The organism is Brachybacterium sp. AOP3-A1-3 (assembly GCF_052378285.1).
Taxonomy (GTDB): Bacteria; Actinomycetota; Actinomycetes; order Actinomycetales; family Dermabacteraceae; genus Brachybacterium.
The window spans coordinates 35383-56633 of the sequence record NZ_JBQSXM010000011.1; the positions used below are offsets into that span (position 1 = coordinate 35383).

Annotated in this window: 21 protein-coding genes, 1 tRNA gene and 1 pseudogene; 7 read left to right on the top strand and 16 right to left on the bottom strand. The window is 70.0% G+C overall.

All coding sequences use genetic code 11. From position 1 onward, the window contains the following. Positions 1-3: 3 nt before the first annotated feature. Positions 4-729: an alpha/beta fold hydrolase gene (locus ACT3T5_RS14140; RefSeq protein WP_444594667.1), complete on the bottom strand. Its 726-nt coding sequence runs from the start codon at positions 727-729 to the stop codon at positions 4-6. A gap of 226 nt (positions 730-955) precedes the next feature. Between ACT3T5_RS14140 and ACT3T5_RS14145 the strand changes: the two genes are divergently transcribed. Continuing rightward, entirely contained in the window at positions 956-1294 is a 339-nt protein-coding gene (locus tag ACT3T5_RS14145) for a hypothetical protein (protein ID WP_444594668.1), read from the top strand. Here the strand turns inward: ACT3T5_RS14145 and ACT3T5_RS14150 are convergent. The 7 genes from ACT3T5_RS14150 to ACT3T5_RS14180 all read right to left on the bottom strand — a co-directional run bounded on the left by ACT3T5_RS14150 (position 1248) and on the right by ACT3T5_RS14180 (position 7363). Next, positions 1248-1859, bottom strand: a complete 612-nt coding sequence (locus ACT3T5_RS14150) for a GNAT family N-acetyltransferase (RefSeq protein WP_444594669.1) — start codon at positions 1857-1859, stop codon at positions 1248-1250. The genes ACT3T5_RS14145 and ACT3T5_RS14150 overlap by 47 nt on opposite strands. A gap of 117 nt (positions 1860-1976) precedes the next feature. Beyond that, positions 1977-2049: transfer RNA gene (locus tag ACT3T5_RS14155), tRNA-Ala, on the bottom strand. Positions 2050-2125: 76 nt separating this feature from the next. Next, positions 2126-3019: an inositol monophosphatase family protein gene (locus ACT3T5_RS14160; RefSeq protein WP_444594670.1), complete on the bottom strand. Its 894-nt coding sequence runs from the start codon at positions 3017-3019 to the stop codon at positions 2126-2128. Between the two features lie 125 nt (positions 3020-3144). Next, a complete protein-coding gene (locus ACT3T5_RS14165) occupies positions 3145-4455 on the bottom strand; it encodes a D-arabinono-1,4-lactone oxidase (RefSeq protein ID WP_444594671.1) in 1311 nt (436 codons plus the stop codon). Positions 4456-4503: 48 nt separating this feature from the next. Continuing rightward, complete coding sequence (locus ACT3T5_RS14170) at positions 4504-5790, bottom strand: alanine racemase (protein ID WP_444594672.1); 1287 nt, start codon at positions 5788-5790, stop codon at positions 4504-4506. 31 nt (positions 5791-5821) lie between these two features. Next, positions 5822-6700 carry a hypothetical protein gene (locus tag ACT3T5_RS14175; protein WP_444594673.1) on the bottom strand — a complete coding sequence of 293 codons (879 nt, stop codon included), beginning with the start codon at positions 6698-6700 and terminating at the stop codon, positions 5822-5824. 36 nt (positions 6701-6736) lie between these two features. Next, on the bottom strand, positions 6737-7363 hold the full coding sequence (locus ACT3T5_RS14180; protein WP_444594674.1) for a GNAT family N-acetyltransferase: 627 nt from the start codon (positions 7361-7363) through the stop codon (positions 6737-6739). 428 nt (positions 7364-7791) lie between these two features. Between ACT3T5_RS14180 and ACT3T5_RS14185 the strand changes: the two genes are divergently transcribed. Together ACT3T5_RS14185 and ACT3T5_RS14190 are read left to right on the top strand one after the other, a co-directional pair. After that, the gene (locus tag ACT3T5_RS14185; protein ID WP_444594675.1) at positions 7792-8496 is read left to right on the top strand and encodes a 5-formyltetrahydrofolate cyclo-ligase; all 705 of its coding nucleotides are present in this window, start codon (positions 7792-7794) and stop codon (positions 8494-8496) included. Next, positions 8459-8650 (top strand): annotated as a pseudogene (locus ACT3T5_RS14190) (FmdB family zinc ribbon protein); the annotation flags it as partial. The gene ACT3T5_RS14185 and the pseudogene ACT3T5_RS14190, both read left to right, overlap by 38 nt. A 62-nt stretch (positions 8651-8712) precedes the next feature. Here ACT3T5_RS14190 and ACT3T5_RS14195 read toward each other — a convergent pair. Beyond that, on the bottom strand, positions 8713-8886 hold the full coding sequence (locus tag ACT3T5_RS14195) for a hypothetical protein (protein ID WP_444594709.1): 174 nt from the start codon (positions 8884-8886) through the stop codon (positions 8713-8715). A gap of 167 nt (positions 8887-9053) precedes the next feature. Here ACT3T5_RS14195 and ACT3T5_RS14200 point away from each other — a divergent pair, with 167 nt between their 5' ends. The 3 genes from ACT3T5_RS14200 to ACT3T5_RS14210 all read left to right on the top strand — a co-directional run bounded on the left by ACT3T5_RS14200 (position 9054) and on the right by ACT3T5_RS14210 (position 11162). Next, positions 9054-9689, top strand: coding sequence for an SAF domain-containing protein (locus ACT3T5_RS14200; protein ID WP_444594676.1), 636 nt, complete (start codon positions 9054-9056; stop codon positions 9687-9689). Positions 9690-9750: 61 nt separating this feature from the next. Next, positions 9751-10167: a large conductance mechanosensitive channel protein MscL gene (gene mscL / locus ACT3T5_RS14205; protein ID WP_444594677.1), complete on the top strand. Its 417-nt coding sequence runs from the start codon at positions 9751-9753 to the stop codon at positions 10165-10167. Positions 10168-10172: 5 nt separating this feature from the next. After that, the gene (locus ACT3T5_RS14210) at positions 10173-11162 is read left to right on the top strand and encodes an A/G-specific adenine glycosylase (protein WP_444594678.1); all 990 of its coding nucleotides are present in this window, start codon (positions 10173-10175) and stop codon (positions 11160-11162) included. 38 nt (positions 11163-11200) lie between these two features. On the opposite strand, the gene ACT3T5_RS14215 is transcribed toward ACT3T5_RS14210, so the two are convergent. The 3 genes from ACT3T5_RS14215 to ACT3T5_RS14225 all read right to left on the bottom strand — a co-directional run bounded on the left by ACT3T5_RS14215 (position 11201) and on the right by ACT3T5_RS14225 (position 15473). Continuing rightward, positions 11201-11710, bottom strand: coding sequence for an amino-acid N-acetyltransferase (locus ACT3T5_RS14215; RefSeq protein ID WP_444594679.1), 510 nt, complete (start codon positions 11708-11710; stop codon positions 11201-11203). Continuing rightward, positions 11707-12687: a DedA family protein gene (locus ACT3T5_RS14220; RefSeq protein ID WP_444594680.1), complete on the bottom strand. Its 981-nt coding sequence runs from the start codon at positions 12685-12687 to the stop codon at positions 11707-11709. The genes ACT3T5_RS14215 and ACT3T5_RS14220 overlap by 4 nt, the downstream gene beginning before the upstream one ends. A gap of 203 nt (positions 12688-12890) precedes the next feature. Next, positions 12891-15473 carry an ATP-dependent Clp protease ATP-binding subunit gene (locus tag ACT3T5_RS14225; protein ID WP_444594681.1) on the bottom strand — a complete coding sequence of 861 codons (2583 nt, stop codon included), beginning with the start codon at positions 15471-15473 and terminating at the stop codon, positions 12891-12893. Positions 15474-15756: 283 nt separating this feature from the next. Here ACT3T5_RS14225 and ACT3T5_RS14230 point away from each other — a divergent pair, with 283 nt between their 5' ends. Next, positions 15757-16449 (top strand): FadR/GntR family transcriptional regulator, encoded by a 693-nt coding sequence (locus ACT3T5_RS14230; protein ID WP_444579321.1) that lies wholly within the window; start codon positions 15757-15759, stop codon positions 16447-16449. A 48-nt stretch (positions 16450-16497) separates the two neighbouring features. Here ACT3T5_RS14230 and ACT3T5_RS14235 read toward each other — a convergent pair whose 3' ends face one another. The 4 genes from ACT3T5_RS14235 to ACT3T5_RS14250 form a co-directional block, all read right to left on the bottom strand. Next, complete coding sequence (locus ACT3T5_RS14235; RefSeq protein ID WP_444594682.1) at positions 16498-17379, bottom strand: amidohydrolase family protein; 882 nt, start codon at positions 17377-17379, stop codon at positions 16498-16500. 61 nt (positions 17380-17440) lie between these two features. Beyond that, positions 17441-18421, bottom strand: a complete 981-nt coding sequence (locus tag ACT3T5_RS14240) for an aldo/keto reductase (protein ID WP_444594683.1) — start codon at positions 18419-18421, stop codon at positions 17441-17443. Between the two features lie 68 nt (positions 18422-18489). Beyond that, a complete protein-coding gene (locus tag ACT3T5_RS14245) occupies positions 18490-19818 on the bottom strand; it encodes an alpha-L-fucosidase (protein ID WP_444594684.1) in 1329 nt (442 codons plus the stop codon). Beyond that, a complete protein-coding gene (locus tag ACT3T5_RS14250; protein WP_444594685.1) occupies positions 19802-21115 on the bottom strand; it encodes an enolase C-terminal domain-like protein in 1314 nt (437 codons plus the stop codon). Before ACT3T5_RS14250 ends, ACT3T5_RS14245 begins: the two co-directional genes overlap by 17 nt. Between the last annotated feature and the right edge of the window lie 136 nt (positions 21116-21251).

Consider the following 21251-nt stretch of genomic DNA (forward strand, 5'->3'; position numbering starts at 1 on the left):
AGCTCAGGGAGACAGCGGCTGCGGAATCCGCTCGCCGGTCGCCACGCGCCGCAGCACCTTCGCGAAGCGCTTGGGTCGGGAGAGGTTGGCGATGTGCCCGGCATCGTCGAGGATCACCAGCTCCCCATCGCGGGCGGCCTCCAGGAAGAGTGCCTCGTGACGGCGGAACGGGTCGTGCTCGCCGTTGAGGAAGGTCAGCGGCACGTCGATCGTCGCGACGTCGGCGAGGAGGTCGAGCGAGCTGATGGTGCGCACCACCGTGCGCACGACGCCGTGGGCGCGCCCGCCTCCGTAGTAGCGCCGGGCGGCCTTGCGGGAGTGACGCCGGGCGAAGGCCCGCTCCACCCGGGCATCGGAGTCACCGGGGAGCCAGTCCTTCATCGAGATCCACAGGCCGTAGAGCCTCGCCGTCGCGGGGCCCGGCACGATCGTGCAGTCCGCCGCGACGACTGCCTCCAGACGGTCCGGGTTGCGGGAGGCCCAGTGGAGGGTCAGGTACCCGCCGAGCGACAGACCGACCAGCACCGGGGGTTCGTCGCACGCAGCGACGGCTTCCTCGATCGTGGCCAGGGCACTCTCGAGCGTGAACGGTTCTGCGCGTCGCAAGCCATGACCGGGCAGGTCCGGAGCGATCACCTGGAACCCGCGCCGACGCAGGCGGCGGGTCTGGCCCGTCCACATGGTGCGCGAGGAGCGCACGGCATGGATCAGCACGATGCTGCCGGTCATCGAGTCCCTCTCCCCTGCGTCGTCCGACGTGCCGCTCTCCGCGTCGACCGTCGACCCGACTGGACCCTATCGCCTGCGTCGGGACGACGGTGCGCCGCAGGGTGACGATGGGTCGCACGACGAAGGCAGGAGGCACGACGAGGGCGGGTTGCACGACGAGGACTGGACGCACGGCGAGGGCGGGACCGTGCGGGCACGGCGCCCGGGGACCACTAGCCTGAGCACCATGCCGAGCTTTCGCATGCACCTGCCCATCGGGGAGCTCCTCCCGGGCTGCTCCCCGCACGACGTGATCGAGCAGGCCGCCCTGGCCCTCGGCACACTGCACGTGGTCGAGAAGCAGGATGTCGAGGCGCCGCTGATCGCCGGCCGACGGGTGGGACGCGCGGTCCTGCGGTTCGCGGTCGACGCGACGACGCCCGCCGACGAAGATGCCGCCGCTCGGCACGCGCTCGCGGTCGTCATCGACCATCTCGAAGGAAGCGTCGGCTGCATCTCGCCGGCCGCGGCCGTGCTCCTCACACGGGGGACGAGTGGCCGTTTCCGGCCGATCCCTCCGGGCTGACCGCAGCCGACGGCTGGTCCTGCAGCTCCAGCTGGAGCAGTGCGAGATCCAGGCGGCGACCGAACTTCGTGCCGACCCGCGGCAGGGTCCCACGGTGCTCGAACCCGAGCTTCTCGTGGAGTCTCACCGAGCCGGCGTTCCCGGCCTCGATCGCGGCGATCATGGCCTGGACGTCCTGTTCCCGGGCACGGGCGATGAGCGCCTCCAGAAGCGATCTGCCGATGCCCCTGCCCTGCTGGTCGTCGCGCACGTAGACGGAGTCCTCCACGGTGCCCCGGAAGCCGTCATGGGGCCGGAACGCCCCGTAGGTCGCATAGCCGAGCACCGCGTCGGGGGGATCGCTCCGGTCAGCGTCCTCGACCGCGTTTTCGACGGCGTCCTCGACGGCGTCCTCGACGCATACCAGCACGGGGAACCCCTCCTGATGTCGCCGGGCGAGCCAGGTCGCGCGGTCCTCTCGGTCCACGGGATGGTCGTTCCAGATCGCCGTGGTGCGCCGGACCGCGTCGTTGTAGATCGTGGTGATGCCCTCCAGGTGCGCGACGGTCGCATCGCGGATCTCCATGGCAGCTCCTCTGCACCGTTGCGTTCCTGACCGGGGGCACGGCGACACCTGTTGCGCGGCGGCCCTCCGGGAACGGGAGAACCCCCTGGCCAATTTCTTGACCAGGGGGTTCCTCGGTGGAGCTAGGGGGATTCGAACCCCCGACCTTCTCATTGCGAACGAGACGCGCTACCAACTGCGCCATAGCCCCATGTCGCATGGCGACCCCGCCAGATTACCACCAGGAAGCCCCGGGTGAGAACTCGTCGGGATCGCCTTGACGAGGATCACAGATCCGCGTCGCGCAGAGCCTGGACCTCCTCGAACACGCGGTCCACCAGGTCCAGGCGCTCCGGCCCGGTGCATGCCACATACGCCGGGTTCAGGAAATCGGGCTGCCCCGTCTCCCCGCGGCCCGGCCAGGTGCGCACCGACCCGCCGGCACGGCGCAGGATGTGGAATCCGGCGGCGATGTCCCACGCGTTGATGGAGGCGAGGAACGTCGCATCCGCCCAGCCGGCGGAGACATAGGCGAGCTCGATGGCGGCCGAGCCGAGGTGACGGATCGCGGAGAGGCCGTTCTCGAGCTCCCTCTGCGCCCGGCCCGCGAGCTCGGGGAACTCCTTCCATCCGCGCTGTCCCGGGAATCCGGACAGCACGAGAGCATCAGCGGGATCGTTCGTCGAGCGCGGCCTGAGCTCGCGGCCGTTGAGCATCGCCGGCCCGTCCGCCGCGGTGAACACCTGGCCGAGGACCGGGGCGTCGATGACGCCGGCCACCAGTTCGTCGCCCACCGCCACGCCGATGGAGACGCAGAACAGGGGCAGACCGGCGGCGAAGTTGCTGGTCCCGTCGATCGGATCGACGTAGAACGTCACGACGGGCTCTGCGGGATCCGCGCCGGGCGCTCGCTCCTCCGCGGGTCGCTCCCCGCCCTCCTCACCGACGATGCGGCAGGTGGGGAGCAGCCGACGCAGCTCGGCGACGATGATGTCCTCGCTGGCCTTGTCGTGCTCGGTGACGATGTCATGGTTGGAGGTCTTGTACTCACGGGTCAGGTGCTCGCGGTCCAGCGAGCGGATGTAGTCGGCCGCGGCCCGCGCGGCAGTGGTCGCGATGTCCAGGAGATGGTCGGGGCTCGGGACGGAGGAAGGCGCCGTCTGCGCAGTCGAGGTGTTCATCACCACGAGCCTAGTCCGAACCGCTCGGTGCCCGCCGCCGGTGACAGTGCACGGACGACCCTTCACGCACCACGACGGGCCGACGACTCTTTCGGGCGAACTGGTCCGCACAGCCGGTGCCGGGGTCACCCCAGCAGGTGCCGGAGATATCCCGTCAGCAGCACCCCGTCAGGATCCGCCGCCGCCCGGACCGCCCGGAAGTCCTCGAAGCGGGGATACAGGGCCGCCAGGTCCCGGCGGCCCAGCCAATGCTTCTTGCCCCAGTGGGGACGGGCGGCGAACGGGGCCAGGGTGCGCTGGACCATCAGCAGAAACGGCCCGGCCTCCTCACGGTGATAGCGGTGCGCCGCGAGGTAGACGGTGTCGCGTCCGTACGCGGTCGAGAGCCAGACGTCGTCGGCCGCGGCCCGTCGCACCTCGAGCGGGAAGGTGACGCGCACGCGCTCGTCCTCGAAGCGGGTGCGCAGCGCCTCGAAGGCCTCCTCGAAGCGGTGCGCGGGGATCGCCCATTCCGATTCCTGGAAGCGCACCCGGCGCGGGGCGGTGAACACCGAGGCGGAATCGTCCACCACATGCGGCCCGGCGAACAGGCGCGAGGCGAGCTCGGCGGCGGGTCGGCTGAGCCCGGGGATCACGGCCGCGCCTCGGCACATCAGGTCCCAGGCCGCGTTGCCGAGGACCTCCTGCTGGATGACCTCCGTCACGCGGTGGGGCCGCTGCCGCGGGGTGCCCTGAGCGACGCGGCGGCTGGTGCGCACCGTGGCCCGCCCGGTGCGGGGGAACCAGAAGAACTCCTGGTGATCGGTGATCGAGGAGTCCTGGAGGAACGATCCGACCGTCGGCCCGATCTCCTCGGTGCTCTCGATCAGGTCCAAGCGATAGACCGGCACGCAGGCGAGGGTGACCTCGAGGACCACACCGATCGTGCCCAGTCCGAGCCGGGCCGCCTCGAAGAGGTCCCTCTCCCGGTCGGGTGACGCCTCCACCACGCTGCCGTCGGCCAGCGCGAGCCGCAGGCCGCGCACCATCCCGGAGAATCCGGTGAAGCGGGCGCCGGTGCCGTGGGTCCCCGTCTGGATCGCGCCCGCGATCGACTGGCGGTCGATGTCGCCCATGACCGGCAGCGCCAGCCCGTACGGGGCGAGCAGGTCGGCGATCTCCCACAGGCGGGTGCCGCCGCGCAGGGTCACCAGGCCGGTGACGGGATCCGCGTGCACGAGACCCTGGTGCGCATCGAGGGACATGGCCACGCCGTCGGTCGCGGCCAGCGGGGTGAAGGAGTGCCCGCCCCCGATCACCCGCAGCGGGATCCTGCTGCCCCGGGCCCGGGCGATCCCGGCGAGCACCTCCCCCTCGTCGCGCGGGGCCACGAGGTGCCTCGGTGCCCATCGATGGGCACCGCTCCAGGTGCTGGTGGGGACGGAGGTGTTGCGCACGGAAGCTCCTTCGCTGCGTGATGATCGGTCCGAAGGCTCCGGCACTGCTCAGAGGAACGCTGTGCCCTCGCCACGATAGGTCGGGGTGAACTCGACGATCTCGATCTGGCCCGCGTCGTCGCTCTGTCGGGAGCCAGAGCCAGAGCCAGAGCCAGAGCCGGCTCCAGTACCGGCGCCGACGTCCGCAACCAGCACGTAGCCCAGGAGGTGCTCGGCGGGCTCCCCTGCCTTGGCATGGCGGAGCCAGACGGTGTCCCCCACCCGCAGCGTGTCCGCAGCGGCGCCGAGCACGGGCGTCTGCACCTCGCCCGCCCCTTCCTGCGCGGCGAAGGTGAGCCCGGCGGGGTGGGCGATCGTCGGCTGCCGGTCCGCGCCGGTGACCCCGCTCGCGATCCAGCCGCCGCCGAGAAGGGTCGCGACACCGGGGGCGGGACGCCGCACCACCGAGAACCCCAGATGGAGGGCGGGCTGCGGGCGGAAGCCCCGATAGCCGTCGAAGAGCGCCGGTCCGATCAGACCCGATCCGGCGGCGATCTCGGACACGGCGGGCTCGGCACCGGTCGACTCGATCGATCCGGTGCCGCCGCCGTTGACGAACTCCAGATCGGCGACGGTGCGCACTGCCGCGACCACGTCGGCCCGCCGCTGCGCGATCTCCCGGCGCGAGAGGGCCTTCATCACCCGCACGGCGGCCGCGTACGGCGTGCGGGCGGAGTCGGCGACGCCCGCGATATGCCCCTCGTAGGCCATCAGTCCGACCAGCTCGAGCTCTGGACGGCGGACGACCTCGCGAGCCAGGGCGACCGCCTGCTCCGGGGTGCGGACCGGGGACCGGAGAGCGCCGAAGCGAAGCCCTCGGACCGGCGCATAGGAGACGTCGAGCTCGATCGCGATCCGCAGGCGTCGCCCGCCACGGCGAGGCCGCATGTCGGCGGTCGCGGCGAGGATCAGATCGAGCTGCGCGGTCTCGTCGACCATGAGGGTGATCGCGTCCAGCGCCTCCGGATCGGTCAGGAGGAGCCGCAGTGCGCCGCGCTCAGCTGTCGGGTACGCGACCACGATGTCGTCGACCCCGCGCTCCGCCAGCCAGATCGCCTCGGGCACCGTGTAGGCGAGGACGCCCTGAAAGGCCGGATGTGCGAGCACACGGTCCAGAAGGGCCCGGACTCGGAGCGATTTCGAGGCGACCCGGATCGGGGTGCCCTGCGCGCGATGGGCGAGGTCCTCGAGGTTGGCGTCGAACGCATCGAGGTCCAGGACGCCGACGGGCCGCTCCGCCCAGCCCTCACGGGCGAGCGCCCGGTCGATCCGGGCCATCCGTGCCAGCGCACTCATCTCGAGACTCCGTTCAGGGGGGCCTGGGCGATCAGGCCCGTCTGCGGGCGAGGATTTCGTCGAGGTGCAGGTTCTGAGCGGGCGCGTAGGCCTCGTCAACCGCTTCGAGCTCCTCGACGGAGCCGCTCTCGAGCGGCACCGACGCAGGCTGCATGCTCTGACGATGAGCGGCGTGGCGGGTGGCGAGGTCATCGACCTCACCGCGCAGCGCGTAGGTGGGACGCGGGACCGGACGCGGCGTCCACTCGCCGGCGGCCGTGACCTGATGCGCGGCGCGCTCGGTCGTCGCCTCGAGCGGCGCTCGCTGCACGGGCTTCTCCGGCGGGGCGTGGGCGATCACGGGCTCGACCGCAGGGACGGCAGAATCGGCGGCACGACGAGCAGTCTCCCGCTGAGCACGCTCCTGGCGGCTCAGGGTTGCCGCTCGCGTGACGCGGGCCCGACGCTCCAGCTCGGCCCGACGCAGGCCCACGAGGTAGATCGCCACGGCGACGACAGCGATCACCGGGATCCACCATGCGACGACCCCTGCGATCGCCAGGGCGGCCAGGGCGAGGGTGAGCGCGATCATCCCCGCGAGGAAGATCCGCATCAGACGGCGCGACCGGGTCCGCTCCTCGAGGAGGTCGATGCGGGCACCGGGCACCGCGTCGAATCGCGGTCGACTGGTCGGATCAGCGGGACGCAGCAGAAGACGGTCCTGGGACATGGCGGCATTCACCTCGTGGGAAGAGCGGCGGGAATGGACGGCCGCGGACAGATCCCGGGCCTCCGAGGACATCTCGGAGAGTTCCGAGGCGCGTGCGCGTCCCATCACCTCGCGGCGGCTGGCCGTGCGCGGCAGGGCATAGGCCACCCAGAGCAGCAGCAGAAGGCCGAACAGGACGGCGCCGAGATTAATGGACTCCACGCCTCTACAGTAATGACACCGATGTGATTTCCCTGGTCACCCCGTGGGCGTGTCGGGAGGGAACTCGTGATGAAGTCTGGCGAGAACTCCCCGACCGTCATGTCCGGTGACGATCTCCTCGGCGGTGAGCGCGAAGACGAGATGATCCCTCCACGATCCGTCGACGTGGATCGCGGAGCGCCTCAGCCCTTCGGGACGCAGATGCAGCTTCTGGACCACCCGCAGGCTCGAGGCGTTCTCCGGGCGCACCGTCACCTCGATCCGATGGATGCCGAGCTCGGCGAACAGATGGTCGATCACCAGGGCCACCGACCGCGGGACCAGACCCGCTCCCGCCTGCTCCCGGTCGATCCAGTAGCCCAGGACCGCGCTGCGCAGCGCGCCGTACTGGATCGGGCCCGCCGTGATCTGGCCGACCACCCGACCACGCACCGTGATCACCAGAGGGAGATAGAGCCCGAGCCGCGCCTGCTGCTCGTTCCAACGTCGCAGCGCAGCGAAGGGGATCTGTCGGGCGGGACGATCGGGATCGGTCGCGTCCCAGGGGCGCAGCCAGTCCCGATTGCGCTCCCGCAGCCGCTCGAAGTCCGCGCGGTCTCGGCGTCGCAGGGGCCGCAGGGCGAGCTCCCCGTCACGGAGTGTCAGCGGCCACACATGAACCATCTCGTCATCGTAGACGTCAGCGGACCCGCCCCCGCACGCGGTCCGGCCTCTCGGGCCCGGCACGGGCGGGGCACGGGCAGGCACGGACAGGCACGGGCAGGCACGGGCAGGCACGGGCAGGCACGGGCAGGCACGGGCAGGCACGGGCGGGACACTGCTCGCGGGACTCGCGGGACTCGCGGGACTCGCAGGGCACCCCGGGCACGGCGTCCCGGCGGGAACTCCCCGGGCGCTGGAATCAAGCTCGGAGAGGGGCGCATAAAGCCATTCACGGATGCCGGGACGAGTCGGAGAAGGAATGAGACCCGTGTGCAAGAACTCCGTGCAGGAATGCCACCCGCCCTGGTTCCCGCAAGCGTTACCGCGCGGGTTTCGGTGCCCGAGCAGCGCTCGTGGGGATGCTCGAGGGGATATGGGAGTCTTGGCCCATGGATACCGAGGCGATGGCGGCTCGCAAGAAAGTGCTCCGCACCACAATGCGGGCACGGCGCACACGATCCTACGGCGGCACCGAGGGCGCCCTGCGGCGCGACCAGGAGTCGCAGCAGCTCCTCGCGCACGCCGCCCCCCTGCTCGACCTGGTGCGCGCGGCGTGCGAGAGCGGCACCGGAGCAGACCGCGCCGACGGCGCCTCCGGCCCTCCGCTCGTGGCCGCCTATCACCCCACGCCCACCGAGGCAGATGTGATGCCCCTGGCCCGACGGCTCTCCGAGCTCGGCGCACAGCTGATCTTCCCCGTCGCCGCCGGCCGTGAGCTCGACTGGGTGTCCTGGGACGGCACCTCGCCCTTCGTCGACTCCCCCGGCCGCGGCTTCGGCAAGGAGCCGACGGGCCGGCATCACGGGCCCGACGCCCTCGCGCACGCGCTTCTGGTGCTCGCCCCCGCCGTGGCGGTGGATCGTGCGGGGACCCGGATCGGCCACGGCGCCGGTTATTACGATCGGGCCCTGTCCGGGATCTCCTCACGGACCGACGTCGTGGCCGTCGTGCATCCCGACGAGGTGCTCGACGCCGGAGCTCTCCCCCGGGGCGAGCACGACGTCCCCATCCCGGCAGTGCTCACCGCCGCCGGCCTCGTCTGCCTGGTCACGATCGATGGCCCCGGAGCGCCGGGATGGGTCCAGGAGTCGTAGACTCTTCGCGGTCGCGTCTTCCGCGGCCCTGTTGAGAGAACATTCCGGAGGACTCCGCGTGCCCACCTATGTCTACGCCTGCAAGAGCTGCGGTCATCGGTTCGAGCAGTACCAGAGCTTCAGCGAGAATTCGCTGGTGACCTGCCCCGAGTGCACTCAGGACACCCTCCGCAAGGTCTTCGACTCCGTGGGCATCGTCTTCAAGGGCCCCGGCTTCTACTCCACGGATTCCGCTGCCTCCTCGTCGTCCTCCGCGACCTCGGGGTCGAGCAGCTCCTCGAGTGATTCGAGCTCCTCAGCCTCCTCCGCATCCTCTGCGAGCTCCGCCTCGAGCAGCGACAGCTCCAGCAGCGGCGCCTCGACCTCGAAGCCGGCAGCAGCAGCGACCACCGCGTCCTGACACCGGGACGTCAAGGCACGATCTCCGCGGCAGAGCTGATGGGCTGATCTGCCGGACCGATCTGCCGGACCGCGACCTCTCCTCCCCAGAGGCCGTTCATCCACCGTGAGCGGGCCCGAGGAGATCAGCGCCTGCGCGCCGACCTAGCGTCGTCCTCATGCTCACCTGGATCCGTGCACAGCTTCCGCTCCTGCGACGCTCCGTGCGTCGACGCCGCCGAACCCTCGCCGTGCTCGCGGCGGCGCTCCTGATCGCAGCCCTCGCCCCGGCACTGCTGCCGCCGGCCGTCCACGGGCGCTCCATGGTGGTCACCGCCGTCGATCTCCCGGCAGGCACGGAGCTCTCCGCGCACCAGCTGCACGAGATACGGATCGCGGCGGAACTGGTACCGGCCGGAGCACCGGCCACGCGGGAGGAACTGGTGGGCCGGGAGACGGCGCTGCCCCTGCCGGCCGGAGCACCCGTGCTTCCCGGGGTGCTCACGGGCGGGGGCGCGACAGAGGTGCCCGAGGGGTCCGTCCTGATGGCCGTCCCGGTCCCAGCGGCTCTCGCCTCCCGGCTGACACCGGGTGCCGAGATCGAGATCCTCAGCACGGGGCCGGACCTCGGGACTCCCGAGCGCATCGCCGCGCGGGTGGTCGAGGTCCCGGCCGCGCAGCCCTCAGGCTCCTCGATCGTGGCTCCGGGAGCGGGTGTCCCCGCGGAGGTGCTGGTCGCTGTGGAGCGGCACCGATCAGGAGACCTGGCCCACTCACTCCATGAAGGCTGGTTGAGCATCTCTCTGATCGGCTAGAGTCCCGATGGGCCATCTCGACGGTCCGTCCCGCTCTCCCCCTCCTCAGTAAGGATGTCCCATGAAGGGCTTCAAGGACTTCGTCATGCAGGGCAACGTCATCGACCTCGCGGTCGGTGTCGTGATCGGCTCCGCGTTCACCGCGCTCATCGGTGCATTCGTGGACAACCTGATCCAGCCGATCATCAACGTCTTCGGCGGCGGCAATGTCAACGGCCTCGCCTTCAAGATCACCAACGACTCGACCCTGGTCGACATCGGTGGGATCCTCTCCGCGATCATCGCGTTCCTGATCACCGCGGCCGTCGTCTACTTCGTCTTCGTGCTGCCGATCGCGCATGCCCGCAAGCTCGACCGTCGTCGTCGTGGGCTCCCCGAGGAGGAGGAGACCGCGATCTCCGAGGACATCGTCCTCCTCACCGAGATCCGCGATGCGCTCGTCGTGCAGCACGGCGGCACCACCCCGCCCCAGGCCTGAACGATATGACAGGTGCTCACGCACCGCACCACCTCGACGCGGGGCGGGACCGAGAGGTCCCGCCCCGCGTCGGTCATGTCGAGCCCGAGCCACCTCTCGATGCCGAGAGCGCGAAGGATGACCCGGAGCTCGAGACGATCATCGACACCGTGATCGACTGGTTCGGACACCACGGACGCGACCTCCCCTGGCGCCACGACGACGCCACTCCCTGGGCCGTGCTCGTCTCCGAGGTGATGCTGCAGCAGACCCCGGTGGTCCGTGTCCTGCCGCGCTGGACCGACTGGATGCAGCGCTGGCCGACGCCCGCCGACCTCGCGGACGCCCCGACCGCAGAGGTCCTGCGGGCATGGGACCGACTCGGCTACCCCCGTCGGGCGCTGCGCCTGCAGGAGTGCGCGCAGATGATCGTCCGGGAGCACGGTGGTGCAGTGCCCCATGGCCTCGAAGCGCTAAGGGCGCTGCCCGGGATCGGCGAATACACCGCTGCCGCGGTGACCGCCTTCGCCCATCATCAGCGCGCCGTCGTCGTGGACACCAACATCCGTCGTGTGCTCGCACGCAGCGTCCAGGGGCTCCCCCTCCCGGCCCCGTCCTACTCCGCGGCCGAACGTGCCCTGGCCACCAGGTGCCTTCCGCCGCAACGTCATCGATCCGTCGCCTGGAACCAGGCGGTGATGGAGCTCGGGGCCCTCGTGTGCACGGCGCGGTCCCCACGGTGCGTGCAGTGCCCTCTGGCCGAGGCCGGGTGCGCATGGGTGGCCGCAGGCAGCCCTGCCGCGCCCGAGGGGTCCCGCCGCCGGCAGACCTTCGAGGGCACGGATCGACAGCTGCGAGGACAGATCATGGCCGTGCTGCGACGTGACGGAGAGGCGACGCACGAAGTGCTGCTCGCCCTGGACACCACAGATCCTGAGCGGGTCGCCCGATGCGAGGCCTCGCTCGTGGCGGACGGGCTCGCGGTGCGCTCGGCAGAGCGACTGCGTCTCCCCTGAGGCACCAGCGTGGGCCGACGTCGACAGATTCATGGCGCTCAGTCGCTCGGGAGCAGTGCCTTGATCATGCGGGTGTTGCCGAGGGTGTTGGGCTTGACGCGGGCCAGATCGAGGAACTCCGCGATGCCCTCGTCGGGTGATCGCAGAAGCTGGTTGTAGATCTCAGGGTCCACCACGTCAGCCATGACCTCGAAGCCGTGCCGCGTGAAGAAGTCGACCTCGAAGGTGAGGCAGAAGACGCGGCTCAGGCCCAGCTGCAGGGCACGGTCCAGCAGCGCATCCAGCAGGCGGTGCCCCAGTCCCGTGCCGCGCTGCGCATCGCTCACGGCGAGGGTCCGGACCTCGGCGAGGTCCTCCCACATCACGTGGAGGGCACCGCAGCCGACGACTGCACCCTCCTCATCGACAGCGACCAGGAACTCCTGGACGGCCTCGTAATAGGAGACCAGGTCCTTCCCGAGCAGGATCCCCGTGTGGGTCATCGGCTCGACCAGTCGATTGATCCCGCGGACGTCTGCCGGCAGAGCAGGGCGGATGATGAGGGTCATGCAGGGCTGTCCTGACTCTGTGCGGGAATGCTTCCGGACTCGGTGAGGAGCAGATCCTCCTCGGAGGTGCTCGGCTCCTCCGCGTCGGTCTGCTCGGAGCGCTCGAGCGGGGCCGCGGATCCAGCAGCAACCCGGTCGGCGGTGCCATCGCCGGCGTCGGTGGCCCCGGCGGTCGCATCGGCACCCGTGGCGGTGGCGGTAGCGCCGGTGGCGGCGCTGGCGCTGGCGCTGGCGGTAGCGGTAGCGGTGGCGGTGTCATCGTGAGCCAATGCGGTGCCGGTGCCGTCGACGTGAGCAGCGGGGCCAGTGCTGTCTGTGCTGTCAGCGGCCTTCTGCTCCGCCCGACGGTCGAGGGCGTTGTGCACGGCATTGATCACCCGCTCCGCGACGAGGGCGAGCACGACGGCGGCGACCAGCGCCGCGGTGATCGCCAACAGGTGATGCTCGCCGAACCAGGCCCCAGCCACCGCACCGATGGCGCAGGAGTAGGCGGCCCACACGAACGTGGACAGCAACGACCGCGGCCAGAACTCCTTGTGCGGGTAGCGGACTGCTCCGGCCACCAGGTTCACCGCGGTCCGACCGAAGGGGATGTAGCGAGCTGTCATGAGGAAGACGAGGGCCCGGCGCTCCAGGCCCGCCTCGGCGGCCTCGACGGCTCGTCGGCCCTTGCCCTCGCGCAAGAATTTGAAGCGGTGCCAGCCGATCTTCCGGCCCAGGTAGTACCCGAGGTTGTCCCCTGTCCAGGCGCCCATCCAGGCCGCGATACCGATCAGGATGATGTAGGGGCGGCCGGAGGAGGACCAGAGCGAGGAGAGCGAGACGATCGTCGATTCGCTGGGAACCGTCGGGAAGAAGCCGTCGAACGCCGCGAAGCCGTAGACGACGAGGTAGATCCACCAGGCGTCGGCGACGACCATGATCCAGTCCTCGACCTGGCCGGTCAGGGACAGCATCCAGTCGACGAATCCGCCCATGCGATCTGTCCCTCCTGTTCCTCGGTCCTGGTGACGGTGTCAGCGTCGTCTCAGCAGTGCTGCCGCTCGACGGGCTCCGACCGCGACTGGCGTCGCCGCGGTAAGAGCCCGTCGAGCGGGGCGTGCTGCGGTGGTCGACCGGGTACCACCGCAATCCGGAGAGGCCGGCCCTGTCCACACGGACGGGGCCGGCCTCATACCGGTCAGGAGGCGCTGGCCTCCGCGTTGTCCGTGCCCGGGCTCGCCGCCCCGTCGGGACGGGACAGCTCCTCGGCACGGGCCTTGGTCACCGACTCCACATCGACCGTCTCGGTGATCGACTCGAGAACACCGTTCTCGTCGCGGCGGCTGAAGGTCAGCTCGCCGAGGAGACCCTCGCCCTCCGCGTCGACGACGATCGTGTCGCCCACATGGACCTGGCCGAAGAGGATCTTCTCCGAGAGGACGTCCTCGATGTCGCGCTGGATGGTGCGGCGCAGGGGCCGCGCACCGAGGACCGGGTCGTAGCCCTTCTCGGCGAGCAGCTTCTTGGCCCCGTCGGTGAGCTCGATGGTCATGTCCTTCTCCGCCAGTCGCACGGCGAGCTTCGCGACCATCAGGTCGACGATCTGCACGATCTCGTCCTGCGACAGCTGCGGGAACACGACCACGTCATCGACGCGGTTGAGGAACTCGGGCTTGAAGTGCTGCTTGAGCTCCTCGTGCACCTTGGACTTCATGCGCTCGTAATCGGTGTTCAGATCGCCGCCCGCGGTGAAGCCCATGGAGACGCCCTTGGCGATGTCCCGGGTACCGAGGTTGGTGGTCATGATGATCACGGTGTTCTTGAAGTCGACCACGCGGCCCTGGGAGTCCGTGAGCCGGCCGTCCTCGAGGATCTGCAGCAGCGAGTTGAAGATGTCCACATGGGCCTTCTCCACCTCGTCGAACAGCACGACGGAGAACGGCTTGCGACGCACCTTCTCGGTGAGCTGGCCGCCCTCGTCGTAGCCGACGTAGCCGGGAGGCGAGCCGAACAGGCGCGAGGCCGTGTGCTTCTCGCCGAACTCGGACATGTCGAGCTGGATGAGCGACTCGTCGTCCCCGAACAGGAACTCCGCGAGCGCCTTCGCGAGCTCGGTCTTCCCGACGCCGGTGGAGCCGGCGAAGATGAACGAGCCACCGGGACGCTTGGGGTCCTTGAGCCCGGCACGGGTGCGGCGGATCGCCTGGGACAGTGCCCGGATCGCCTCGTGCTGACCGATGACGCGCTTGTGCAGCTCGTCCTCCATGTTGAGCAGACGCGAGGACTCCTCCTCGGTGAGCTTGACGATCGGGATGCCGGTCGAGGCGGCGAGCACCTCGGCGATGACCTCCTCGGAGACCGTGGTCACCGCGTCGGTCTCGCCGTGGCGCCAGGCCTTCTCCTTCTCGTCGCGCTGCGTCTTGAGCTGCTGCTCCTCATCACGCAGGGAGGCGGCGAGTTCGAAGTCCTGCCCGTCGATCGCCTCCTCCTTCTTCGTGCGCGCCGTCTCGATCTGGGCGTCGAACTCCTTGAGCTCGGGCGGCGCGGTGAGACGACGGATGCGCAGGCGCGCACCGGCCTCGTCGATCAGGTCGATCGCCTTGTCCGGCAGGAAGCGGTCGTTGACGTAGCGGTCGGCGAGGTTCGCGGCGGCCACCAGCGCGGCATCGGTGATGGTCACCCGGTGATGCGCCTCGTACTTGTCGCGCAGCCCCTTGAGGATCTCGACCGTCAGCGCGACCGAAGGCTGATCCACCTGGATCGGCTGGAAGCGGCGCTCGAGAGCCGCGTCCTTCTCGATGTGCTTGCGGTACTCCTCGAGGGTGGTCGCCCCGATGGTCTGCAGCTCGCCGCGGGCCAGCATCGGCTTGAGGATGCTGGCGGCATCGATCGCGCCCTCGGCGGCACCGGCACCCACGAGGGTGTGGATCTCATCGATGAACAGGATGATGTCACCGCGGGTGCGGATCTCCTTGAGCACCTTCTTCAGGCGCTCCTCGAAGTCACCGCGGTAGCGGGAACCCGCCACCAGCGACCCGAGGTCGAGCGTGTAGAGCTGCTTGTCCTTGAGCGTCTCGGGGACGTCCCCGGCGGTGATCGCCTGGGCCAGGCCCTCGACGACCGCAGTCTTGCCGACGCCCGGCTCACCGATCAGCACAGGGTTGTTCTTGGTGCGGCGCGAGAGCACCTGCATCACGCGCTCGGCTTCCTTGTCCCGCCCGATGACCGGGTCGAGCTTGCCCTCGCGGGCAGCCTGGGTGAGGTTGCGACCGAACTGGTCCAGCACGAGCGACCCGGCAGGCTGGCCCTCGGACGGACCGCCGGCCGTGGCCGGCTCCTTGCCCTGGTAGCCCGAGAGGCGCTCGATGACTTCCTGGCGCACGGCCGACGGCTCGGCCTTGAGACGGGAGAGGACCTTGACGGCCGTGCCCTCGCCCTCGCGCAGCAGACCCAGCAGGATGTGCTCGGTGCCGATGTAGTTATGGCCCAGCTGCAGCGCCTCGCGCAGGCTCAGCTCGAGCACCTTCTTCGCACGGGGCGTGAAGGGGATGTGGCCGCTGGGGGTCTGGTTGCCCTCGCCGATGATGTCGCGAACCTGCTCGCGCACTGCATCGAGGGTGACGCCGAGGGCTTCGAGCGCCTTGGCGCCGACCCCTTCGGCCTCGTGGATCAGCCCGAGCAGGATGTGCTCGGTGCCGATGTAGTTGTGATTCAGCAGCCGTGCCTCGTCCTGCGCCAGGACGACGACGCGGCGGGCGCGATCGGTGAAGCGTTCGAACATGGTCCTCCCCCGTCCGGTGGTGGTGATGGATCGAGACTACGCGGGTTCGGCGCAGATGCCCCGCCTGTTCGCCGCTGGCGTGACGCCCGGCCGATGCCGTGCTGTCACGACTCGCCCCTGCCCCCGAGTTCCGGCTCTCCCGCCTCCCGACTGCCCGGCCTCGGGCGTCCCCCTCCCGGTCGCGGGCTGCTGCGCCTTACCCGCCCCGCGGGAGGCGACGGTCGACTAGCATCGAACACGTCGTGACCGGCACGTACGCCGGTCCAGCGAGGAGTAGGACGCGATGCCAGCACCGCACGCCGTGACCGACCGGGCCATCGACGCGATCAAGCAGATGATCATCGACGGCGAGCTCGGACCTGCGGACCGCCTTCCCCCGGAGAAGGAGCTCGCGGAGCGCATCGGCGTGAGCCGCAACTCCCTGCGCGAGGCCGTCAAAGCGCTCTCCGTGATCCGCGTGCTCGACGTGCGCCAGGGCGACGGCACCTATGTCACCTCGCTCGCACCGAGCGTGCTCGTGGAGTCCCTCGGGTTCATCCTCGATCTGCACCAGGGCTCCGGTGAAGGGCAGATCCTCGAGGTGCGGCGGCTGCTCGAGCCGACGGCCGTCGAACAGGCCTGCCCGCATCTGAGCGATCACGACTTCGAGCGCCTCGAGCAGCTCATGGTCGATCTGTCCGACCACTCCTCGGTCGAGGAGCTGGTCCAGGCGGACATCGACTTCCATCAGCTCATCACCAGCCGATGCCCCAACGCCTACCTCACCTCGATGCTCGAGGGCCTCGCCAGCGCGACCGCCCGGGCACGGGTCTGGCGAGGGCTCACGGAGGATGCCGCCGTGGAATCCACGCTCGCCGAGCACCGCCGCATCCTCGACGCCCTGAAGGCCGGTCGCGGAGACCTCGCACGGGTGCACGCCGCCGCCCACATCGGAGGCGTCGAGAGCTGGATCCTGAAGGGGACCACGGTCGACTGACCGACCCGGGGATCGGCTGGACCGCGCGATCGACTGGACCCCGAAGGGTCAGCGCCCGCCGTCGGCCGCTCGCCGATAGACGCGCGCCGCCGTGCCGTGCAGGATCTGCTCGCGGTCCGCCGCCGGCAGGTCCGCCAGCAGAGCCAGCAGGTCGCCCGTGCCGGAACCGAGATCGAAGGGCACGGGAGCGATCGGCCAGTCACTGCCGTACATCAGCCGCTCGGGGCCGAACAGCTCCAGCGCCAGGTCCACCGCACGGCGGAGATCCGCACCGGCGCTGTAGCCCTGCCCGCTCGTGGCCAGGCCGGAGAGCTTGGCGATCGTCGTCCCCCGCGCCGCGAACGCTCTCAGGGACTCCTCCCATCGAGGCAGGTCCCGGGAGTCCCCGAGCGGCGGCTTCCCGAGGTGGTCGAGCACCACGACCAGGCTGTCGACCTCGTCGGCGAGACGGGTCGCCTGGTCCAGATGCCGGGGGAAGGCATCCGGGACGTCCAGCGGCACCCCGTGGCCGGCGAGCAGCGTGAGGCTCTCCCGGACCTCGGGCCGGTCGAGGAACCCGGGATCGGGATCATCGTGGACCAGATGGCGCACCCCGACGACGCGGCGCATCGCCGCGGCGTCATCCAGCAGCGTCGCCGTGGCCACGGGATCGGCGAGCGGCAGCCAGGCGACGACGTCGACCTGGTCCACGCTCCCCGGCAGGGTGTCGATGCGTGCCGCGGAGTCCTGCAGCGCCCTGGTGTCCGCGAGCGTGTCGTCGGCCTGCACCAGCACGACGCGCGTGGTGCCGAGCGCGACCTGCTGCGGGGCGACCTCCTCCCAGCGGGCGTCACGGCGCAGCGCCTCCGGTGCCCCGCCGAGCCAGCCGTACCCGCCGCCGGAGCGGTCCCACAGGTGCAGGTGGGTGTCGGTGATACCCGTGTCGGTCATCCCGGTGCTGGTGGGAGGGCTGTCCGGGAGCTCAGCGCTCGTGCGACGGTCCCCTGCCGGCTCACGCACCGATCTGCTCCCACAGCTCCTCGGGGATGTCCTGGCCGATGCGCTCGATGTTCTGGCGCACCTGGTCCGCGGTGCGCATGCCCAGCACGACCGAGGCGATCGCCGGGTGCCGCAGCGGATACCGGATCGCCAGATCCGGCAGCTCGACGCCATGCTCCCGGGCGAGCTCGGCCAGCTCGCGCGCTCGCTGCAGAAGATCCTCGGGGGCGTCGCCGTACTCGTACTTCGCCGTATCGGGCACCACAGGGCGCGAGAGGATCCCGGAGTTGAACACCGAGACCGCCACGACCTCGACACCGTGCTCGAGGCATGCGGGCAGCAGCTCGGCGGCGGCCGGCTGCTCGAGCAGCGTGTAGCGACCCGACATCATGACCACGTCGATCAGGCCGGTGCGCACCGCACGCGTGAGCACGTCGGCGTCCTTGGAGCCGACCCCGATGCGGCTGATGAGCCCTTCGTCGCGCATCGCGACGAGTGCGGCGAGCGCTTCGTCCATCGAGTGCTCCTCGGGCGCCTCCTCGGGGTCGTGGAGGTAGAGGATGTCCACGCGGTCCAGGCCCAAGCGCTCGAGCGACTCGGCATGGCTGCGACGGATGCCCTCCTCGGTCATGTCCCACCGGCGCACGAAGTCGTTCGGCACGGCGAACTCGTTCGCCATGTCGTCGCCGTCCCCGGGCCCGGGGACCAGCAGGCGGCCCACCTTCGTCGAGACCAGGTACTCCTCGCGGGGGTAGGGGGCGAGCAGCGCTCCGAGGCGACGTTCGCTGGTGCCGACCCCGTAGTGGGGCGCCGTGTCGTACAGGCGGATGCCACCCTCCCAGGCGGCCTCGACAGCGCCGCGGGCCTCCTCGTCGGTGGTGACCCGGAAGATGTTCCCAAGCTGGGCGGCGCCGAAGCCGAGCTCCGGCAGGCGGGCGGGCCCGGGACGACGATGGCGGGCGGTCTCGACGGGATCGGGAGTTGCTGACTCCATGGGTTTCACTCCTCGAAGGTGGGGATCGACGGGTTGCTCTGAGCGCCCGGGGCGGATCGGGCCGGGAGTCAGATCGAACCGGAGGTCTGATCGAGCCGGAGCTCGATCACCGGCAGCAGCAGGTCGGGCCGACGGATGGGCAGGGTCATCGTCAGCACATCGGGTCCGAGACCTGCCGGGGTCATGTTCATGGCCTGCTGGTCCGGGTCGATCGTGCTCAGGGCGACCTCGGACCCATCATGCAGGAATCGTGCGAAGCGCACGCGTCCCGACAGGCCGGGAAGGTGGAGGTGCTGCATCGGCCAGGTCGTCAGGTGCACGTACAGCCGGTCCCCGCGCCGGGTGAGCATGGTTCCCTGCGGCGCGACCAGGCCGTCGGCAGGACCGGCTCCATGGACCGACGCGGCGTGCAGGTCCATCCACTCCCCGACCCGGCGGAGGATCTCCCGATCGGCCGATGAGATGGCGCCCCGACCGTCGGGCCCGACGTTCAGCAGCAGATTGCCGCCCTTGGCCACGGAATCGACGAGCATCCGCACCAGCAGGTCCGGGCTCTTGTGGTCGTGGTTGTCGCGGTCGTACCCCCAGGAACCGTTGGTGGTCTGGCAGGCTTCCCACCGCATGAGAGCACCATCGGCCGAGGTCATCGGGGCGGCCGGCTGGTACTGCTCGGGCGTGACGAGGTCCCCGGGGATGCCGAGCCGGTCGTTGACCACGCAGGTGGGCTGCAGCTCGCGCACCATCGCCCGCAGCTTCTCGGCGTCCCAGTCCTCGGGGCCCTTGCCGTCCCGCTCAGGGTTGGTGAAGTCGAAGAACAGGTAGTCGATCCGCCCGTAGTTCGTGAGCAGCTCGCGCACCTGAGCATGGAGGTACGTGCGGTATCGGGCCATGTCCCGCCCGGAGTTCAGGGCCTCGACATCCGGCCGATCGCGCAGCGGATGGCTGACATCGATCGTGAAGTCCGGATGCGCCCAGTCGAGCAGCGAATGGTAGAACCCGACGTGGAGGCCCTCGGCGCGCAGAGCGTCGACGAACTCCCGCACCAGATCACGGCCGCAGACGTCCGGCGCCGAGTAGTCCGTGTGCTCCGTCTCGAACAGGCAGAAGCCTTCATGATGCTTGGTGGTGAGCACGGCGTAGCGCATCCCGGCCTCGCGGGCCCGGCGGGCGATGTCCGGGGCGTCGAAGCGGTCGGGGTCGAAGAACTCCGTATAGCGGCTGTAGTCCTCGAGCGTGCGGTGCTCGCGCGTCATCGACCATTCGTGGCGCGCCGGGATAGCGTAGAGACCGAAGTGGACGAAGAGGCCGAAACGGGCTTCGTCGAACCAGGCGTGGGGGTCCGCGCCGACCACGCCCTCAGAGTGCGGGGGTGCCCCGAGATCAGGCGACGACGACATGGCTCGGATCCTTCCAGACGGTCCCCTCCGGGAACAGGTGATCCCGGATGGACGCCTCGTGCATGCCGGCGCTGGAACCTGCCTGTGTCGGTGCCTGGTAGGCGCCGTCCCGGATGACGACGGGGTCCTCGAAGTGCTCGTGCAGATGGTGCACGTACTCGATGAACCGGTCCGATCGCGGCCCGGCCACCGCTGCCGCGTCGAAGAAGGCGTAGTGCTGGACCAGCTCGCACAGTCCGACGCCGCCGGCGTGCGGGCACACGGGGATGTCGAACTTCGCGGCCAGGAGGAGGATCGCGATGTTCTCGTTGACTCCTCCCACCCGCGCCGCGTCGAGCTGGAGCACATCGATCGAGCCGGCCTGCAGCAGCTGCTTCGCGATGATCCGGTTCTGCATCTGCTCCCCTGTGGCCACTCGCAGCGGGGCGATGGCGGTGCGGATCGCAGCATGGGCGAGCACGTCGTCGGGGCTGGTGGGCTCTTCGATCCAGGCGGGGTCATAGGGAGCGAGCTGTTCGAGCCAGGCGATGGCATCGGCCACGTCCCAGCGCTGGTTCGCATCCATCGCGATGGGGTAACCCTCCCCCATCGTCTCCCGGGCGATCCGCATGCGGCGCACATCGTCCTCGATGTCGGCTCCGACCTTGAGCTTGACCATCGCGAATCCCTCGTCCCGCGCTTCGCGCAGCAGCCGAACGAGCTTCTCGTCGCTGTAGCCGAGCCAGCCGGGCGTGGTGGTGTAGGCGGGCACGCCCTGTGCCTGGAGCTGGGCGATGCGGTCAGCCTTCCCGGGCTCGCCGCGACGCAGGATCTCGAGGGCCTCGTCGCGGGTGAGGGCATCGGTGAGATAGCGGAAGTCGACGAGATCGACGATCTCCTCTGGGCTCAGCTCTGCGAGCAGCAACCACAGAGGCTTGCCCTCCCGGCGTGCCCGCAGGTCCCATGCCGCGTTGACCACGGCACCGATCGCCATGTGCATGACGCCCTTCTCCGGACCCAGCCAGCGCAGCTGCGAATCGCCGACCAGGTCTCGGGAGAAGTCGCCGAGATGGGCGAGCAGCTCGTCGACCTCGCGCCCGACGACATGTCCGGCGAGCGCCTCGATGGCCGCGCACTGCACGTCGTTGCCTCGGCCGATGGTGAAGACGAGGCCGTAACCGACGCCGCCGTCGCTCGTGCGCAGCTCGGCGTAGGCCGCCGAGTAGTCGGGATCCGGATTCATGGCGTCGGAGCCGTCCAGCTCCCGCGAGGTGGGGAAACGGACGTCGCTCACGCGCAGGTCGCTGATGGTGGACACAGGGGCTCCTCGAAACGGCTCGGCGAATCTTCGGCAGATGCGTTGGGCTGCAGTGTCCCAGCAACCGAATCATCGGATGATTAACGTCAGATTACGGATCAATATCGACGCACGCAAGGCGCACACCCGCCAGAAC

Coding starts and splice junctions, on each gene's coding strand:
- ACT3T5_RS14140 (WP_444594667.1), bottom strand. CDS start 729: ATGACCGGCAGCATCGTGCTGATCCATGCCGTGCGCTCCTCGCGCACC.
- ACT3T5_RS14145 (WP_444594668.1), top strand. CDS start 956: ATGCCGAGCTTTCGCATGCACCTGCCCATCGGGGAGCTCCTCCCGGGC.
- ACT3T5_RS14150 (WP_444594669.1), bottom strand. CDS start 1,859: ATGGAGATCCGCGATGCGACCGTCGCGCACCTGGAGGGCATCACCACG.
- ACT3T5_RS14160 (WP_444594670.1), bottom strand. CDS start 3,019: ATGAACACCTCGACTGCGCAGACGGCGCCTTCCTCCGTCCCGAGCCCC.
- ACT3T5_RS14170 (WP_444594672.1), bottom strand. CDS start 5,790: ATGAGTGCGCTGGCACGGATGGCCCGGATCGACCGGGCGCTCGCCCGT.
- ACT3T5_RS14180 (WP_444594674.1), bottom strand. CDS start 7,363: ATGGTTCATGTGTGGCCGCTGACACTCCGTGACGGGGAGCTCGCCCTG.
- ACT3T5_RS14185 (WP_444594675.1), top strand. CDS start 7,792: ATGGATACCGAGGCGATGGCGGCTCGCAAGAAAGTGCTCCGCACCACA.
- ACT3T5_RS14200 (WP_444594676.1), top strand. CDS start 9,054: ATGCTCACCTGGATCCGTGCACAGCTTCCGCTCCTGCGACGCTCCGTG.
- mscL (WP_444594677.1), top strand. CDS start 9,751: ATGAAGGGCTTCAAGGACTTCGTCATGCAGGGCAACGTCATCGACCTC.
- ACT3T5_RS14210 (WP_444594678.1), top strand. CDS start 10,173: ATGACAGGTGCTCACGCACCGCACCACCTCGACGCGGGGCGGGACCGA.
- ACT3T5_RS14215 (WP_444594679.1), bottom strand. CDS start 11,710: ATGACCCTCATCATCCGCCCTGCTCTGCCGGCAGACGTCCGCGGGATC.
- ACT3T5_RS14220 (WP_444594680.1), bottom strand. CDS start 12,687: ATGGGCGGATTCGTCGACTGGATGCTGTCCCTGACCGGCCAGGTCGAG.
- ACT3T5_RS14225 (WP_444594681.1), bottom strand. CDS start 15,473: ATGTTCGAACGCTTCACCGATCGCGCCCGCCGCGTCGTCGTCCTGGCG.
- ACT3T5_RS14230 (WP_444579321.1), top strand. CDS start 15,757: ATGCCAGCACCGCACGCCGTGACCGACCGGGCCATCGACGCGATCAAG.
- ACT3T5_RS14235 (WP_444594682.1), bottom strand. CDS start 17,379: ATGACCGACACGGGTATCACCGACACCCACCTGCACCTGTGGGACCGC.
- ACT3T5_RS14240 (WP_444594683.1), bottom strand. CDS start 18,421: ATGGAGTCAGCAACTCCCGATCCCGTCGAGACCGCCCGCCATCGTCGT.
- ACT3T5_RS14245 (WP_444594684.1), bottom strand. CDS start 19,818: ATGTCGTCGTCGCCTGATCTCGGGGCACCCCCGCACTCTGAGGGCGTG.